Here is a 16991-nt window from a genome sequence, read left to right on the forward strand (position 1 = left end):
TTCCGGCCACGTCACCGGGGCGCCGGCGTGACCGTATCGCCGTTGAAAGCTTTACAGCAAGGGTTGTGAAAGTAACGGTAAGGACTTTCATGCGGACGCCGGTCGCGCCGCCCCCGTGAGCGGCGGCGCGACCGGCGCGCGTTCAGCAGGAGGACTTGCCCGCGTACACCGCGAGGGCCGTGTCGGCGCCCAGGGTGGCGGCGAGCCGGCCCGAACCGTCCACCGTCACCTGCGTGTTGTTCTGTACGTTGCAGTACGTACCTGCCGCGAGGGACGTCTGGTAGGTACGGGTCAGCGAGCCGGACTCGTGGTTGACGGCCACGAAGCCCTTGTTGCCCCGGCCGAAGGCGATCGCGTCACCGCCGTTGTCCCACCAGTTGGTCACCGCCTGGCCGCGCGTGGCGTTGCGGAAGGCGACCATGGACTTGATCTCCGGCCAGGCGTGCTGGCACTTCCAGCCGTTCTGCCAGCAGGCGTTCACCTGACCGCCGTTGGGCGGGCCGGCGTCGTGGTCGGAGAACTCGTACCCGGAGTTGATGTCGGGGGCACCGTAGGGCCAGGCCAGCATGAAGACGTTGGCCAGGGTGTAGGTGGCGCCGTCCTTGTAGCTGAGCGTGGAGCCGTTGCGCTCGGTGTCGTGGTTGTCGACGAAGACGCCGGAGACACCGCCGTTCATGTAGCCCCAGCCCTCGCCGTAGTTCTTCAGGTAGGCGAGGTTCTCGTTGTTGAAGACCCGCTTGAGGTCGAAGGCGTAGCGGAACTCCTGGACGTCGCCGGTGCCGGTGTACTCGCTGGGCTGGACGGCCTCGCCGGCGCCGTGGATGGCCTCCTGCTTCCAGTAGACGCCGGGATTGGAGAGCCGGGACTTGATGTTCGCCAGGTCGGCGGCCGGCATGTGCTTGGCCGCGTCGACGCGGAAGCCGTCCACCCCGAGGGAGAGCAGGTCGTTCAGGTACCCGGCGATGGCTCCGCGGACGTAGTTCTCGCCGGTGTCGAGGTCGGCGAGGCCGACCAGTTCGCAGTTCTGGACGTTCCAGCGGTCCTGGTAGTTGTTGATCTGCGAGGTGCAGTTGTCGAAGTCGGGCGACGAGTACAGGCCGGGGTAGTTGTACTTGGTGTACGCCGAGCCGCCGGTTCCGGTGCCGTTGCCCGCGGACATGTGGTTGATGACGGCGTCGACGACGACCTTCACGCCGGCCGAGTGACACGTGTTCACCATGTTCCGGAAGGCGGTGCGGTCGCCGAGCCGCCCGGCGATCTTGTAGCTGACCGGCTGGTACGACGTCCACCACTGCGAGCCCTGTATGTGCTCGGCGGGCGGGGAGACCTGGACGGAGCCGTACCCGGCGGGGCCGAGGGTGGTGGTGCACTCGCGGGCGACCGAGTTGAAGTTCCACTCGAAGAGGACGGCGGTGACGTCCTTGTTCCCGGGCGGCGCGGCCTGCGCGACAGTCGGGGTCATGACAACCGAGGCGACCGCGAGTGCGGCGGCCCCGGCGAGGGTCCTGCGTGCCATGTGGGGTTCCTTCTCCATCGAAGGGTGCGGGGAGTGCGCAGAGCGACTGAAGCTTCTTGCTGAAATCTTCAGAAACCTTGCGGCAACGCAGATGTTAAAACGTTCACCGAACAAAGGGCAGTAGTCGGTCCGCAGTTGCGGCAAGAACTTCAAAGGGCTGACGGGTTGCCCGAGGCCGGGCGAGCAGGAACCCCCGTCGGAAGCGAACCGGAGCGCGTCAGCCGCACGGCACAGGCCCGGACACGGCGGAGGGCTCGCGGCGGGGCCTGATGCCGAGAACGGTGCGAGCGTTGTCTATCGTCTTCCGGTGCGAACAATCGTGGTGCCTGTCCGCAGGGCGGAGGGCTTGGTGTGGTGACGCTTCGGTGGCCGCGTCTTCGGCATCCGGCGCAGGTGGTCGTGGCGGGCTTCGCCACGGCGATCGCGGCCGGGACCGGCCTGCTGATGCTGCCCGCGGCCAAGGCCGGGCCCGGCGGGGCCGGTGCGGTGGAGGCGTTGTTCACCTCCACTTCCGCCGTGTGTGTGACCGGTCTGATCGTGGTGGACACTCCCGCCTACTGGAGCGGGTTCGGGCAGGCGGTGATCCTGGCGCTCATCCAGGTGGGCGGCTTCGGCATCATGACCTTCGCCTCCCTGCTGGTCCTGCTGGTCTCGCACCGCATCGGCCTGAAAGCGCGTCTGACGGCCGCCGCGGAGACCAAGACCCTGGGGCTGGGCGACGTCCGCTCGGTGGTGACCGGTGTGGTCAAGGTCAGCCTGCTGCTGGAGGCCATCACCGCCCTGGTGCTGGCCCTGCGGTTCGCCGCCGCCTACGACGAGTCCTGGCCGCGGGCGGTGTGGCTGGGCGTTTTCCACTCCGTCTCGGCGTTCAACAACGCCGGATTCGCCCTGTACTCGGACAGCCTGATGGGCTTCGTCACCGATCCGTGGATCTGTCTGCCCATCGCGCTGGCGGTCATCGCCGGCGGACTGGGTTTCCCCGTGCTGTTCGAGCTGCGCCGCCGGTTCCGCAAGCCGCGCGGCTGGTCCCTGCACACCAAGATCGTGCTGTGGGCCTCCGGTGTCTTCCTGGCCGGGGGCAGCGCCTTCGTCACCGCGATCGAATGGTCCAACCCCGCCACCCTGGGCCCCCTGGACGCCCCCGGGAAACTGCTGGCCGGGTTCTTCCAGAGCGTCATGGCGCGCACCGCCGGGTTCAACAGCATCGACACCTCCCAGATGAACCCGGCGAGCTGGCTGGGCACGGACGTGCTGATGTTCATCGGCGGCGCCAGCGCCGGCACCGCCGGCGGGATCAAGGTCACCACCTTCGCCGTGCTGTTCTTCGTCATATACGCCGAGATCCGTGGCGAGGGCGCGGTCAACATCTTCCACCGCCGCCTGCACGGTGACCTCCAGCGCCAGGCCCTGACCGTGGTGCTGCTGTCCGTGGCCGCCGTCGCCACCTCCACCGTGATCTTCATGGTCTTCAGCGATTACAGCCTGGACCAGTCACTGTTCGAAGTCACCTCCGCCTTCGCCACCGTCGGCCTGTCCACCGGCATCACCGCCGACCTGCACCCCGGCCTGCAACTGCTGCTGATCGCGTTGATGTTCATCGGCCGGCTCGGCCCCATCACCGTCGCCTCCGCACTCGCCCTGCGCAGCCGTGTCCGCCTGTACGACCTTCCCGAGGAGCGACCCGTCATTGGCTAGGAAGACCACCCCCAGGAAGCGGCGTACCGGGCCCCAGGGCTCCGTCGTCGTCATCGGCCTGGGCCGCTTCGGCCGCGCCCTGGCCCTGGAACTCGTCGACGAGGACACCGAGGTCCTCGGCATCGACGAGAGCGCCGAAGCCGTCCAGGCCCTCTCCGGCTCCCTCACCCACGTCGTGCGCGCCGACTCCACCAAGGAGGACGCCCTGCGCCAGCTGGGGGTGCACGAGTTCGACCGCGCCGTCGTCGCCATCGGCAGCGATCTCGAAGCCAGCATCCTCACCGCCTCGCTGCTGATCTCCTTCGGCATCGAGAACGTCTGGGCCAAGGCCATCAGCGAGGCCCACGGCCGCATCCTCACCCAGCTCGGCGTCCACCACGTCGTCTATCCCGAACACGACATGGGCCAGCGCGTCGCCCACCTCGTACGGGGCCGCATGCTCGACTACATCGAGTTCGAGGACGACTTCGCCATGGTCAAGACCAACCCGCCCGCCGACATCATCGGCCTCACCCTGTCCAACAGCGCCGTCCGCACCCGCCACGGCATCACCGTCGTCGCCATCAAACGTCCCGGCGAGGGCTTCACCTACGCCACCCCCGAGACCGTCGTGGAAGCGGACGACACCATCATCGTCGCCGGACGCACCCGAGCCACCGAACACTTCAGCGAACTCCAGTAGGACCGGCTCCGGCAGACAGCGGCACGCGGATCCCTGGTGCCCGTACCTCGACCGCTCGCGTCGCGACGGGCGGCGCGAGTCGGTGGAACCGATGCCCGCCCGGCTGGGCAAGGACGGCAACCGGCAGGCCGGGGTGCCGCTGCACCTGGCCTCCGACGGCGCGTCGGCGGCCGTCGACCGGCGGCTGTTCCTGCCGGAGAGCCGGGATCCCGCCTCACCGAAGTTCTGCAGCGCCTCGTCGATCGTTTTCGATCCGGCGCGACGAAAACCGTCACCCCTGGTGAGCGTAGCGTCACGCACCGACTGTCGCGTGGACGACCGCCTGGCGAGAATCCGGCAGGTCGCATCCCGCCGCCCATGACCTGCCGCCACCCGTACGAGGGACCGGCCGTGCTCGCCGGCCACGTACCGGCCTGTCGGCCGCGCTGGAGCGCGCGATGGCGGCCGGCTACACCCACCTCAACTTGGACGGCACGGTGATCCGCACCGACAGGGTGGCCGCCACCGACTCCGACAAGGCCGACCCGTGGTGGTCCGGGAAGCACCGGCACCACGGCGGGAACGTGCAGGCCGTCGCCGCGCCGACGCCCTGCTCAAGGTCACCTTCAAGCCCTGCGCCGGGCCGGCCTCGACCCGTCTGCCATCACCCGCATCGTCCGAGCCACTCTCTTCCCGCTCCAGCTGGAACACAGCCGCACCACCTGACAGAAGATCACAGGACATCACGAAAAACTACAGAAAAGGGCTCATTGGGCCCGCTCCGGCCATTAACAAGCCACTCAACAATCAAGTTCAGCCGTTGAATTGACACACCCTGGGCACGGCATCCTCCTGCGTGTGAAGATCCATTTCGCACAAATGATCTATCGATGGAGATGCGATGCGGAGTATCCGCTTCAAGAAGAAGATGGCCGCCTGCGCCACGTCCTTCGCGGCCGTAGCGGCTGTGATGGCGACCGCCGGTCCGGCACATGCGGCGGAGTACACCGTCACGGACAACTGTGACGTTCCTTGGATCAACTGCTCGTATGGTGATTTGCGACTGTTCTACAACTCGAAGGACATTGCCATCCAGGATGGCTATTACAGGTCGGCCTTCACGCTGTACTACAGCAACGTGTCCGACCATTGGGGTACGAGCCAGTACCAGGGATCGTCGCTGACGACCTACCGGTACGTCTTCGGTAACGGCGGCAACGGAAACGGCCAGTACATGAAGAACAACGCGGCGTCCGTGGAGAACTGCGCCCGGGACGACAACTACCGCGTGTACTACAACTCCGGCTACGGCGGCACATCTCAGTACTTCGCGAAGAACGGGCCCTACGGAGACTGCAACATCACCAACCTCATCTCCGCCCTGAAGAACAACAACGCGTCCTCCCACTTCGCATAAGAAGGAACCCCCGTGAAGCACATCAAGCGGACCGCCACCGCAGTGGCCCTCACCGCTTCAGCTCTCCTGGTCAGTGCCTGCTCCTCCGGCACGACTCCGGACACCACGCAGAACGCGGCCGACGGCAAACCGATCGTGAACAAGGAAAACTGGCCCAAGAAGATCCCCACCAGTGGCCTGACCAAGAACCTGACCCTTCCACTGGAGGCGTACATGGCCTCCTACGAGGACCAGGTCACCATCGAGCAGGCCGCCAACGATCTGCAGCAGTCCTGCATGAAGGACTACGGCATCGACCTGACGCTGCCGCGAGCGGGTGCCAACCCGCCTCCCAGCGACAACGACGCCAACATCGAACGCCGTTACGGCATCACCGACCGGGCCGAGGCCGAGAAGTACGGCTACGAGCTCCCCCCGGCGCTGCAGGAGCACACCAGGCAGACCCTGCGTGATCTGTCCGGTGTCGAGGTCGAGGTCCTGACCGGCCACACCAAGCCCGAACTTCCCAAGGCCCCTGAGGGAGTCAAGGCGGGAGAGCCGTTCGCCAACCCCGGCCAGGGCACGAAGCCCGCCCGGGCGGAACACAACGGAAAGAAGTTGAAGACGGGCGGCTGCATCGGCTGGTCCAAGGATCAACTCGGCGTGGGGGAAGCCGACCCGATCGTCGTGGCGCAGCTCGCCGGCGACAGCCTGATGCAGTCGATGGAGGACGACAAGGTCACCAAGGCCATCGCCGCGTGGTCTTCGTGCATGGACGGCAAGGGACACACGGGACTCGCCGATCCGTACAAGGCGATGGACCGGGGTGTCACCATCGACGGGGTGCCGTCGCAGGAATCCATCGCGCTGGCGGTCGACGACATCGACTGCAAGAAGCAGACGGATCTGGTGAAGATCTGGTTCGGTGTGGAGTCGGCGATCCAGGACAAGCAGATAACCGACAACAAGAGCCCGTTGACCAGCATCGATGAGCAGCACGGCAAGGAAGTCGCTGCTGCGAGCAAGCAGGTGGCGGCTTCTGCCCGGTGAAAGGTGGTGCGGTAACACCCGGTCCGGGCACTGTGCCCGGTAACGGCGTGTGTGCTGACCGCCTGGTGTACGGACGGCGCCGCTGACAGGGATCCCCGCGTCGCGGCCGGCGACCCCGAGCGCGGGGCAGAGCAGTCCGCAAGCGCGTCCACCGCCTGTGGCTTCGGTGCGCTCCGAAGGCCGTACGCGTGCCCTGCAGTACGGAGACCTGGTCGTGCGTGCCACGCCGGAAAGCAGCGGCGTGCGTACCGAGACCGAGGTGGCCGACGCCTACGAGCGGGATGCGACCCACTCGGTCCGTATCGCCGTCGCTGACGGTGAGGGCTGGACCGCGCACGACCGGTTCTGGCTCCAGGATGTCCCTCCGGGCGAAACCGGACGGGATGATGCGGCGACCGGCTCAAAAGGCATGGGGCCGGTTCCGCAGATTCCGAAGATTCACGTCGAAGAGTTCACTCCCGCCGTCGGCCGAAAACGGAAAAGGGAATATTTTTACGCAACCGTTCAGGAGCGCTTCCGAGTTTTTCGCCCCGAATGGCGTGCAGGACTGACACACCGTGGGAACGGCGGGCTTTTCCGCAGATGAGCGGGGCGTGACCAAAGGACCGAAGCTCCGTCGGCGCGAATGACCGGGCAAGTCGCCCTGAGCCGAAGGAGCTTCGACGAACCGTCATTCACGTCTGCTGTCGTGGTGAAGTGTGTGTCCGGCGTGTCGGAGCCGGGCATGCTGCCTCACCGCACCCGGCTACCACGCCGAGACGAACCAGCGCTTTACCACCTCGAAGCAGGCCGCCGACACGGCCACGCCGGTCTGACAACGGCCCGACCACTAGGACGACATGAGGCGATACCTGACCTGACGATCTGTCGTAACTGCCTGACTTCAATAATGTGACAGCGCCTTCTCGGCTCCACTCACTTTCACTCTCAGTAAGGATGTGCGGCATGGCCGACGAAATGGTGCTCCGAGCGCAGCGGTTCGTGAATGAAACCTACGGCAGTGTCATCGGCATGAGGGTGGAGGAAAACGGACAGACAGGCTGGAACACCATGTACGCCCTCACCCGGGCACTCCAATACGAGCTGGGAATCGGCTCCCTCTCCAACAGTTTCGGCCCGACCACCCTGTCCACGCTCCAGGCGAAGTACCCGGCGATCAACGCGTCGACGGTCCCCTCGGGGGACTTCTGCCGGATCATCCAGGCGGGCCTGTACTGCAAGGGCTACGACGGCGACGGCATCGACGGGACCTTCAGCTCCCGCGTCGAGGCCTCCCTGAGCCAGCTCAAGGCCGACATGGGCGTCGACCAGACCCACCCGGGCGGCGATCTGACACCGAAGGTGTTCAAGGGCCTGCTCAACATGGACGCCTACGTCACCGTCAACGGCGGCTCGGGTGCCATCCGGAGCGTGCAGCAGTGGCTCAACGGCCGGTTCGTGGGCCGGCGGGACTACTACCTCATCCCCTGCGACGGCCACCACTCGCGCGATGTCGCCAAGTCCATGCTGTTCGCCGTCCAGTACACCCTGGGCATGGCCGACGGCGTGGCGAACGGCGTGTTCGGGCCGGGGACGCGGGCGGGACTGCGGGAGCACAAGGTGTCCCCCGGCTCCACCGGCGTGTGGGTGCAGCTGTTCTCCGCCGGGATGGTCCTCAACCAGCGCCCGGTCTCCTTCACCAGTACCTTCACCTCGGCGCTGGCAGCCGCCGTCAGCGACTTCCAGGCGTTCGTCAAGCTGCCCGTGACGGGCAGCGGAGACTTCTCCACCTGGGCCTCTCTCCTGGTCTCCTACGGGGACCAGGACCGCGACGGCGAGGCCTGCGACGGCGTCACCAGGATCACCCCGGACCGGGCCCAAACGTTGAAGGCGGCGGGCATCAAGTACGTCGGGCGCTACCTGACCAACCCCAGCACCACCAGCCTGCCCGAGAAGGCGATCCAGCCGGGTGAGTTGCAGACCATCGCCGACAACGGACTGCGTTGCTTCCCGATCTACCAGACCTATGGCCGGGACGCCGACGGGTTCACCTATCCCCTGGGACGTGCCGCGGGGCAGGCGGCCGTGAACGCGGCCCTCGACCACGGGTTCAAGCGGGGGACCCGGATCTTTTTCGCGGTCGACTTCGACGCCCTTGACTACGAGGTCACCGGCAATGTGCTCCCGTACTTCAAGGGCATAGAGGACGCGATGGCGGGCAACGGGAACGCCTTCGAGGTCGGTGTCTACGGGCCGCGCAACGTGTGCACCCGGGTCGGGGAGGCCGGACACGCGACGGCCTCGTTCGTCTCCGACATGTCGTCGGGATTCTCGGGCAACTTCGGCTACCCGCTGCCTGCCGACTGGGCCTACGACCAGATCGTCACCCGGACCGTCGGTTCCGGGTCCGGTGCCATCAACATCGACGTCAACATAGCCTCCGGTCGCGACACGGGCCAGGGCTCTTTCGACCCGCCCGCCTCGAAGAGCCAGGACGTCCTGTTCAACACGGCGTACTGGCCCGGGCTGCTCACCGACATCCGCAACTACATGGAGTCCATCGGCTTCCCCGAGTCGGACGGACGCTTCTACACCACCACCGAGTGCCTGGAGACCATCATCGCGGGCGACATCGCGGTGACCAACACGGCACGGGCGTACAGCATGCGCAAGGCGCTCATCCAGACCACGGCGTTCTGGGAATTCCGGCACTACGGCAACGAGGACCTCGGCAAGGACGTCGCGGTGTGGTTCTACCACACCGGCGTCGTACCGGACTGGGCGAAGGACCTGCCCAAGGTCGAAGAACTGCGGGACAGCAGCACCGGCGTGGCCCAGATGTTCGGCGCCACCGGCATCCACGCCTGGAACAACTCCATCCGCCGAGGGCTGGTCACCGGCACGCCGAAGGACGCGGCAAAGGACGCAGACGTCTTCAGCGTGTGGGACATGCTCCGCACCGACAACGACTTCGCCCTCACCAGTGTCGGCCACGCCCACATCTGGGCGGCCGACGGCAAGCCGGACGGTGACGAGGAGGAGCCCATGGACCGGATCCCCACGCTCGACTACACGGACTCGGAGATCTACGAGGTTCTGCGCCGGTACCAGGGGCCGGACGAGCCCGCCTTCACCCACGCCCACCAGCGCATGCCGCTCTACTACATCTTCGAGAAGTACAACAGGATGATGCGGTGACCCCCGCCGTGCGTCCGGTCGCACGGGCCTCCGGCGAGAGCGTGGGTGCGGGTGGCGGCATCGGCACGATCGCGTTCGTCTTCGTCCTGCTGATCGGACTCGTGGTCATCGTCAGCCTGGTCGGCTACCTGTGCTCGTCCGTGGCACTCCGCAAGCAGCTGCCGGGCACCGGCAGACTCTGGTTCAGGGCCTGCATCGTCCTGAGTATCTGCGCGGCCGTCTGCGTGTATCTGTGGGGCATGCTCCACATGCCCTCCGACGAGGGCGTGTACCTGCGCAAGGCATGTGTGAAGGCGGGCGGGGAGGCGAAGGCCGCCCGGGTCGACGGCTACGACACGAGCTTCGTCCCGCTTCGCTTCGTCTGCCGCGTCGACGAAGGCGGCAGCTACTCCACCATCCCGCCCTGGATCAACCCTGCCGTGGGAGCGCTGGCCTCGCTGGCCCTGATCACCGGGGCGGCGGCCGGTGCGACCCGCGAGGGAACCGGACGCCGCACAGAGCAGACCATTCCGAAAGGGAACCCATGACCAAGTCCGATCTGTCCCGTCGCAGCCTGCTCGCCCGGTCGGGCGCGGTGGCCGGCGTGGCACTCCTGGCCTCCGTGGCCGGGTCGGTAGTGCTCTCCACACCGGCGTACGCCGACTCCTCGGCCACCACACCCACCGGTGAGGACATCCGCAAGGCCCTGAGCCGTTACCAGCGCAACCGCAGCCGGGTGCGCAGCGGTCGGCCGAGCCCCAACGGCTGGGAGATGGAGAAGACCACGGACGGCGGCGGGAGCATCTGGACCCGCCCCGTCCCCGGCACCCCGCTCAGCGGTGTCGCCGTCCGCATCGGAGAAGTGGAGCTCGTGCTGGTCCATGTGATCCGCCGCTTCCACTACGAGGTCGACCAGCTCCGCAAGGGCGAGGTGACCGGCTGGCGCAGTCCGGGCAAGGTCCACAAGGGGCTGCCCGAGGGCAACCAGGCCTCCGGCACGGCCGTGCGGATCCGTCCGGAGTTCTATCCCGCGGGGGCCAAGGGCGGGTTCTTCCCGCCGCAGCTCGTGGTGATCCACGACATCCTCGCCGAGCTCGACGGCGTGGTGCGCTGGGGCGGCGACGACCACAGTACCGACGAGTCCCTCTTCTACATCGACGTCAAGCCCGGTGACCCGCGGCTGACCGCGCTGGTGGAGAAGCTCCGCGCCTGGCAGGACACCCCGAGCGAGGGCGCCGGGACACCGGTCGACGTCCTGGCCGACGACCGGCGCGCGGCCGCGAAGGCTCTGCAGCGCAGCCAGCGGGGATCTTGACGTGCTCCCTGGCCTGAAGTCCAGGGATTCCGGCCTGGTAATCCGGTCGCCCTTCGTGATCTGACGGGGCGACGGGCGGGGTGGAGGCGCCGGGACATGGGCATGGGCGAGGCCACCTGTTGGTCATGGTGTCGTGACGCGACATGAAGACCGGGTGGCCTCTGCCGTCAGCTGATCCGAATCCGTCGTGATCGAGGCTCATTCCTGGTCACGGTGGTGTGACGAGCGGGATGGTGCCCGCGGCGGACGCGTCGAAGCTCCGGCTGAAGACGGACAGCTCCCCCAAGTCGTCGTCCCCGGCCAGAGCTTCGACGTGTCGTCGGTTCGCCACTGTCCGCCTGGTCGAACCGGGCACCCCGCGAGAACGACGCGGCCCCGGGGCCACTGCGGTGACCCGCGTCAGCGCCCGCTGGTTCGTATGCCGTCGACGAAGGCGGCCCAGGCGCAGGTGCCGATGAGCAGGATCGTGCCGGTGGGGGTCCCCGTAGTATTCGCCGAAAAACAACGGATATCTCTGGCCTGCGGGAACGTACCTCGGCGCTGATCTTCTGAGCCGAGGGAGCCTCGATGTAGACGGGGCACTTCGGTGAACTTCCTGACCGTGCCCCGCCCTGGCTTCTACGGTGTGGCGCACGGTGCCCATGAGGCGTGGGCGGTTGCGGTGGAGGTTCCGGGTGGCGACCCGTGTGTTCGCGGATGACGAGCTGGAACGGCTGCGGGGCTTCCCGGAGATCAACAAGGAAGAGCTGATCCGGTTCTTCACGCTGACCCCGGCGGACGTGGGATTCATCGACCCGGGACGCGGCCGTAGCCCCAAGGACCGGATCGGGCTGGCCGTCCAGCTGTGCACGCTGCCCTGGCTCGGGTTCGTACCGGATGACGTCGCCTCGGCCCCGCCGGCGGCGGTCGCCCGGCTCTCGGAACGCCTGCGGATACCCGTCGGCGAACTGCGGCTCTACGGCGAGCGCAAACAGACCCGGACCGATCACCTGCGGGAGGTGACCGGGTACCTGAACTGGAAGAGTGCCAAGGCGATACAGCTGAAGGAGCTGGACGAGTTCCTGCTCGCACGAGCGATGGAACACGACTCGCCCTCGCTGCTGTTCCGCCTGGCGTGCGAGCATCTGGCGGCCTCGCGGGTGGTACGGCCCGGGGTGGTCAGTTTGCTGGAGCGGGTGGCCACCGCGCGGGCGGAGGCGGGCCGGGAAACCTACCAGCGGGTCAGGCACCTGCTCACCCCCAAGCTGATGGGTGAGCTCGACGGCCTGCTGAGCGTGGATCCGTTGATCGGGGCGACACGGCTGAACTGGCTGTCCACCGGTGCGACCGGGGACTCGGCGAACGCGGTCAAGGGGGAACTGGAGAAGCTGGGGTTCCTGCGCGGTCTGGACGCTCACGCTCTGGATCTGACCGGGCTGCCCGCCGAGCGGCGCCGGTTTCTGGCACAGGTGGGGCGCCGGCTGACCCCGCAGTCGCTGGACCGGCGCGAACCCCAGCGCCGCCACCCGATCCTGTTGACAGTCCTGGCGCAGTCGGCTGCCGATGTGCTGGACGAGGTCATCGGCCTGTTCGACCAGGCCGTCTCCGCCCGGGGGAGCCGGGCCCGGACCAAGATGCGCGACGCGCTGGCAGCGCGGGCCGCGGCCGGTGAGGGACGTCAGGCGCTGCTGGACGAGATCCTGCCGGTGCTCCTGGACCCGGGAATCGAGGACGAGCAGGTCGGGGGACGGCTGCGGAACACCATCGGCATGGAGCGGCTGCGGGCCGCGGCGGCAGGGTCCTCACCCCGGCTGCCGCGCGATCACGGCCACCTGGCGATGCTGGACGACTCCTACACCTACCTGCGGCAGTTCACCCCGGACGTGCTGCGGGCCATCTCCTTCCAGGGAGGCACGGTTGCGGAGTCGCTGATGGAGGCCGTGAAGATCCTCAAGGAGCTGAACGCGACCGGAGCGCGGAAGGTCCCCGGCCACTCGCCGGCGGACTTCGTGCCGGTGCGCTGGGCGGGTTACCTGGAGCAGGCCGCGAAGTCCAGGGATGTCACGGCGTACCGGCACTTCTGGGAGCTGACGGTGCTGCTCGGTCTGCGCGACGGGCTGCGCTCGGGCGATGTGTACGTGCCTTCGTCGCGCCGGTACGCCGATCCGGCCTCGTATCTGTTCACGCCCGAGCAGTGGACGGTGCAGCGCGACCAGTTCTGCCAGCTGGTCGGAAAGCCCGCGTCGGCCGGGGCCGCGCTGGACGGGTGCAAGGAAGAGCTTCAGGCGGCGATGGGGGACCTGGAGAAGGTCCTGGGCAACCGCAAGGCGAGCACTGGGGAAGTACGGCTGTCGGACAAGGGGGAGCTGATCATCCCTCCGCTGTCGGCCGAGGACGTGCCCGCCGAGGCCGCCTCGTTGCGCGACGAGTTGTCCGAGCTGTTGCCGCTGGCCCCGATCGCCTCGCTGCTGGTGGAGCTGGATCGCCGTACCGGGTTCCTGGACTGCATCACCCATGCCGGCGGGAAGCAGTCGCGTTCCCCCGAGCTCAAGCGCAACCTGCTGGCCGTGCTCGTAGCCAATGCCACGAATCTGGGGCTGGTGCGGATGGCGGAGGCGTGCGGGATCTCCTACGACATTCTGGCCTGGACCCAGGAGTGGTACATCCGGGAGGAGACCCTGGCCGCGGCGAACGCCGCGATCGTGAATTATCACCACCGGCTGCCGATGACTCAGGTGTTCGGCGGCGGCACGCTGTCCTCCTCGGACGGGCAGCGGTTCCCGGTGCAGGGCAAGTCGACCACCGCGCGGAGGATGAAGAAGTACTTCGCCGGGCAGGGCCTGTCCACCTACACTCATGTCTCGGACCAGCACTCGACGTTCGGTACGAAGGTCATCGTGGTCACGCGGCGCGAGGCCCAGTACGTGCTGGACGAGATCATGGGGAACAAGACCGATCTGCCGATCACCGAGCATGCCACCGACACGCACGGGGTGACGCTGGTCAACTTCGCGCTGTTCGACCTGGTGGGGATGCAGCTCTCGCCGCGGATCCGGGACCTGGGGAAGATCACCCTGTACCGGATGGACCCGCAGCGCGATGTCGCCGCGCTCTGGCCGGTCGCGGGACCGCTGCTGACCCAGAAGATCAACATGGGGTTGATCGAGGAGAACTGGGACGATCTGCTGCGCCTGGCAGCGTCGATCAAGTTCGGGCATGCCACCGCCTCTCTGATCGTCGGCAAGCTCTCCGCGTCCTCGCGGCAGAACACCCTGGCTGCCGCCCTTAAGGAGTACGGGGCGCTTCGGCGCACCGTCTACGCCGCCCGCCATCTGGCGGACGAGACCTACCGCCGCAAGATCGCCCGGCAGCTCAACAAGGGCGAGTCCCTGCACTCCCTGCGCCGGGACCTGCACTACGCCCACCAGGGCAAGATCCGCGAGCGGTTCCTGGCCGGGCAGACCGAACAGGCCTGGTGCCTGACCGTGCTGACCAACTCCGTGGTGACCTGGACGAGCGAGCACTACGGCCTGGCCGTCGCGGCTATGCGGGCCGAGGGCCGGGCGGTGGACGACGAACTCCTCGCGCACATCTCCCCCGCGCACAGCGAGAACGTCAACTACCACGGCACGATCAACGTCGAGGTCGACACCGAACTCGCCAAGCTGGACCCGGCCGGCTACCGGCCGCTGCGGGCCCGCCGCCGCGAGCGGCCCTGAACGCCACGGGCTTTCCTTCGTCCGGATCCACATCACGGGGATCACGTCAGCTTAGGGCGTCTCCTCCAGGGCGTTCGGCGAGGCGGTCTGGGCGTCCATCGCTGCGGTAGCTGTCTGCACAGCAGTTGCAGCAGTTGCAAGGGTGTCTCCTGAGTCAGAAATCGATTCCCGGGTGTCGATCTTCAGTCACTTCGCACACATGTGCCACAACCGTCCGTAGCGTCCCTCGCGAATCCCGCATATCCGTGTGGGTGTCCTGAGTGTGTGCGAGGGAGAAAAGTTGATGCGTCGTCACACCCGGCGGCTGCTCTCAGTAGCAGCCTCGCTGGCAGCAGTGGCCTCTTTTGCCGTGGCAGGTAGTGCCACGGCTGCCGACGAGGCTCAGCAGTCAAAGAACAGACAGCAGGCGCTCGGTGTCGCCAAGACCGTTGACCTGCCGACGGAGCCTGAGCAGGGCCAGGCGAAGATCAGCATCGAGGAGTCGTGTTCTCCCGTCCCTGCCTCCGAACGTGCAGCCCTGGGCGGCGCGGTCAAGACGTGCGTCGAGACAAGGCCGATGGAGATATCCGGCACCGTCGCAGCGCGGACTGCTGAGGATGCCGACGCCGTCGAGGCCTGCGACATCACCAAGCCGGGCAAGTGGACCTGGACCCGGACTGGCGGCATATGCCTGAACGGCACGGAGGTGACCTTCACGCTGTCCAGCGATACGGGCGCAGTCCTGGGCACCGCTCTGATAGATGTCAAGAGCAGCATGGACCTCAAGTACAACAGTCTCACCTGGAACGAACTGATCACCGTCAAGGTGACCAAGGTGACCGGCCAGGTTAAGAACGTCAACATCGCCTTCGACGTGGGCTGCACCTCGAGTTGCTCTCCGACCAGCAACCGCCCATGGGCTGGGACGAAGACTCTCGGCCAAGGCGCAGAGGCATCCGGATCGGTCACCTACACCAGCAACGTAGCTTCCGGTACGCGGGACAACATTCGCACCAATTACCACATGTATATCACCGCGACGGGAACCATCCCCACCAAGCCGAACGTCAACTGGGACAGTCCGTCCACGGCTAATCTTCGCTGCGACGCCGAGCTCACCGCACCCGGCTGCGTCTTCTCCGATGTGCGCGCCAGGCTCGATTACTCGCTGTCCGACCCGAAGCACGCTGCAGCTTCGGCGGCCTACAGCTTCGCTCAGGGCCGCCTGCGCAACTGGGCCCCGCTGACTCGGGCGGACGGCCTCAACGAAGCCAACCGGAAGCGCACCTGCGAGGAGGGAAGCAGCGACCCGTTCGTGAAGATGTACGACGAAATCCCGACGGACTCGTGCGACGAGTTCCCCTTCGCCGGCTCCTTCGAGGGAGGGACCGACGGTGCTCAGTGCGCCGACATCATCCCGCGGTACGAAGACGGGCAGTGGTGGACCTATGCGGCTCGCGCTGACAAGCCGATCACCTACGACGAACCGTGTGTGCGTGCCCATGTCGCCCTGGAGGCCAACACGTCTGCCGGCGGCAAGTACGGTTCGCTCGTGAAGAACGCGCGCATCCTCGACACGGAGAAGTACAACGTCTCCGTCGTCGACTGACAAAGGACACAGAAGCACCACGCCGGGGCCCCGAAGATGATGCTCGGGGCCCCGTCTGACAGAACCCGAAGGGGCACCAGTGAATGACTCCACGACCGGGCCATGGGCATGGGCCGGGGATCCGCGTGCCGTTATGTGGTGCGTGACCATCACCCACGGCATCACTCCGTTAGAGGTGCTCGCCCGCTACGGGGCCGACGCTGGCACCGCCCGGCTTCTCACCCGGCAGCAGGCCGCCCAACTGACCGACGGCGACCTGCCGGTGGGGTCCGTACTGCAGGCAGGGCAGCTGGGCGACTGGTCGTTCTGCTTCGAGGACTACGGGGTCATGGGGCAGATGCCCGGCCCGTTGTCCGCACTGTCCCGTGGCACGGAGACCTTCAGCGTCCTGCGGGGCGGGGACGGTATGAACGGCTTCGCGTACTGGCGGGACGGACAGTGTGCCGAGCGGTTCGAGCCGGGCGCCCCCAGCACCAAACCGCACCCCCCGCACCTCTGGTGGGATGCGGTGCAGGAGCGGCTCGACGCATCGAGGGAGGAGTACCCCGGCCTGGTCCCGGTGCTGGAAGCGACAGCGCACTACACCGGGGCCATACTCGACACGGACACCCTCGACGGCCCGCTGCTCACCCTGCGGCTCAAGGACAGCGACCAGACCCCTGACCCCCCTGACCCTCAAACTCGCCTTCAAGCACCCCGGCCTCCAGACGGCGGGCGGAGCGTCCGCGTCCCCGCCCGACCTGAGCCACCCCGGACACCCGCCATAGGGCAAGCCGTCAACGCCCCCACCACCCGACGCACCCACGGTGTCAGAGTCGAGGAGTAGAGAAGCAGGCCCGTAGCCACAGACCCTCACCGACACTGTGCGGGTGCTGGGCGAGAACAACCCAATGACGGGAATCGTCCGAAGCAATCC

At 67.1% G+C, this 16991-nt stretch carries 14 protein-coding genes and 1 pseudogene; 13 read left to right on the forward strand and 2 right to left on the reverse strand.

From position 1 onward, the window contains the following. Nucleotides 1-142: 142 nt before the first annotated feature. Nucleotides 143-1516 (reverse strand): alpha-amylase, encoded by a 1374-nt coding sequence (locus tag ACWZEH_RS08625; RefSeq protein WP_456197118.1) that lies wholly within the window; start codon nucleotides 1514-1516, stop codon nucleotides 143-145. A 354-nt stretch (nucleotides 1517-1870) separates the two neighbouring features. On the opposite strand from ACWZEH_RS08625, the gene ACWZEH_RS08630 reads away from it, so the two are divergent. The 10 genes and pseudogenes from ACWZEH_RS08630 (at nucleotide 1871) to ACWZEH_RS08675 (ending at nucleotide 10789) form a co-directional block, all read left to right on the forward strand. Continuing rightward, nucleotides 1871-3211 carry a TrkH family potassium uptake protein gene (locus ACWZEH_RS08630; protein WP_456199504.1) on the forward strand — a complete coding sequence of 447 codons (1341 nt, stop codon included), beginning with the start codon at nucleotides 1871-1873 and terminating at the stop codon, nucleotides 3209-3211. Next, nucleotides 3204-3893 carry a potassium channel family protein gene (locus tag ACWZEH_RS08635; protein WP_456197119.1) on the forward strand — a complete coding sequence of 230 codons (690 nt, stop codon included), beginning with the start codon at nucleotides 3204-3206 and terminating at the stop codon, nucleotides 3891-3893. Before ACWZEH_RS08630 ends, ACWZEH_RS08635 begins: the two co-directional genes overlap by 8 nt. A 91-nt stretch (nucleotides 3894-3984) precedes the next feature. Continuing rightward, nucleotides 3985-4254, forward strand: a complete 270-nt coding sequence (locus tag ACWZEH_RS08640) for a hypothetical protein (protein ID WP_456197121.1) — start codon at nucleotides 3985-3987, stop codon at nucleotides 4252-4254. Nucleotides 4255-4259: 5 nt separating this feature from the next. Beyond that, nucleotides 4260-4519: pseudogene (locus tag ACWZEH_RS08645) on the forward strand (IS5/IS1182 family transposase); the annotation flags it as partial. Between the two features lie 491 nt (nucleotides 4520-5010). After that, entirely contained in the window at nucleotides 5011-5289 is a 279-nt protein-coding gene (locus ACWZEH_RS08650; protein ID WP_456197123.1) for a hypothetical protein, read from the forward strand. A gap of 12 nt (nucleotides 5290-5301) precedes the next feature. Beyond that, a complete protein-coding gene (locus ACWZEH_RS08655; RefSeq protein ID WP_456197125.1) occupies nucleotides 5302-6318 on the forward strand; it encodes a hypothetical protein in 1017 nt (338 codons plus the stop codon). Nucleotides 6319-6532: 214 nt separating this feature from the next. Next, on the forward strand, nucleotides 6533-6904 hold the full coding sequence (locus ACWZEH_RS08660) for a hypothetical protein (RefSeq protein WP_456197127.1): 372 nt from the start codon (nucleotides 6533-6535) through the stop codon (nucleotides 6902-6904). A 359-nt stretch (nucleotides 6905-7263) separates the two neighbouring features. Beyond that, nucleotides 7264-9495, forward strand: coding sequence for a glycoside hydrolase domain-containing protein (locus ACWZEH_RS08665; protein ID WP_456197129.1), 2232 nt, complete (start codon nucleotides 7264-7266; stop codon nucleotides 9493-9495). Further along, nucleotides 9492-10022, forward strand: a complete 531-nt coding sequence (locus tag ACWZEH_RS08670) for a hypothetical protein (RefSeq protein WP_456197131.1) — start codon at nucleotides 9492-9494, stop codon at nucleotides 10020-10022. Before ACWZEH_RS08665 ends, ACWZEH_RS08670 begins: the two co-directional genes overlap by 4 nt. Then, on the forward strand, nucleotides 10019-10789 hold the full coding sequence (locus ACWZEH_RS08675) for a hypothetical protein (protein ID WP_456197133.1): 771 nt from the start codon (nucleotides 10019-10021) through the stop codon (nucleotides 10787-10789). Before ACWZEH_RS08670 ends, ACWZEH_RS08675 begins: the two co-directional genes overlap by 4 nt. A gap of 208 nt (nucleotides 10790-10997) precedes the next feature. Here the strand turns inward: ACWZEH_RS08675 and ACWZEH_RS08680 are convergent, their stop codons facing one another. Beyond that, the gene (locus tag ACWZEH_RS08680; RefSeq protein ID WP_456197135.1) at nucleotides 10998-11120 is read right to left on the reverse strand and encodes a hypothetical protein; all 123 of its coding nucleotides are present in this window, start codon (nucleotides 11118-11120) and stop codon (nucleotides 10998-11000) included. Between the two features lie 343 nt (nucleotides 11121-11463). On the opposite strand from ACWZEH_RS08680, the gene ACWZEH_RS08685 reads away from it, so the two are divergent. From ACWZEH_RS08685 to ACWZEH_RS08695, 3 genes are all read left to right on the forward strand, one after another. Further along, nucleotides 11464-14487, forward strand: a complete 3024-nt coding sequence (locus tag ACWZEH_RS08685) for a Tn3 family transposase (protein ID WP_456197137.1) — start codon at nucleotides 11464-11466, stop codon at nucleotides 14485-14487. Nucleotides 14488-14770: 283 nt separating this feature from the next. Further along, nucleotides 14771-16075, forward strand: a complete 1305-nt coding sequence (locus ACWZEH_RS08690; RefSeq protein WP_456197139.1) for a hypothetical protein — start codon at nucleotides 14771-14773, stop codon at nucleotides 16073-16075. A 133-nt stretch (nucleotides 16076-16208) separates the two neighbouring features. Further along, nucleotides 16209-16901 (forward strand): DUF6461 domain-containing protein, encoded by a 693-nt coding sequence (locus ACWZEH_RS08695; RefSeq protein WP_456197141.1) that lies wholly within the window; start codon nucleotides 16209-16211, stop codon nucleotides 16899-16901. Nucleotides 16902-16991: the final 90 nt, after the last annotated feature.

Source organism: Streptomyces yamdrokensis (genome assembly GCF_053890455.1).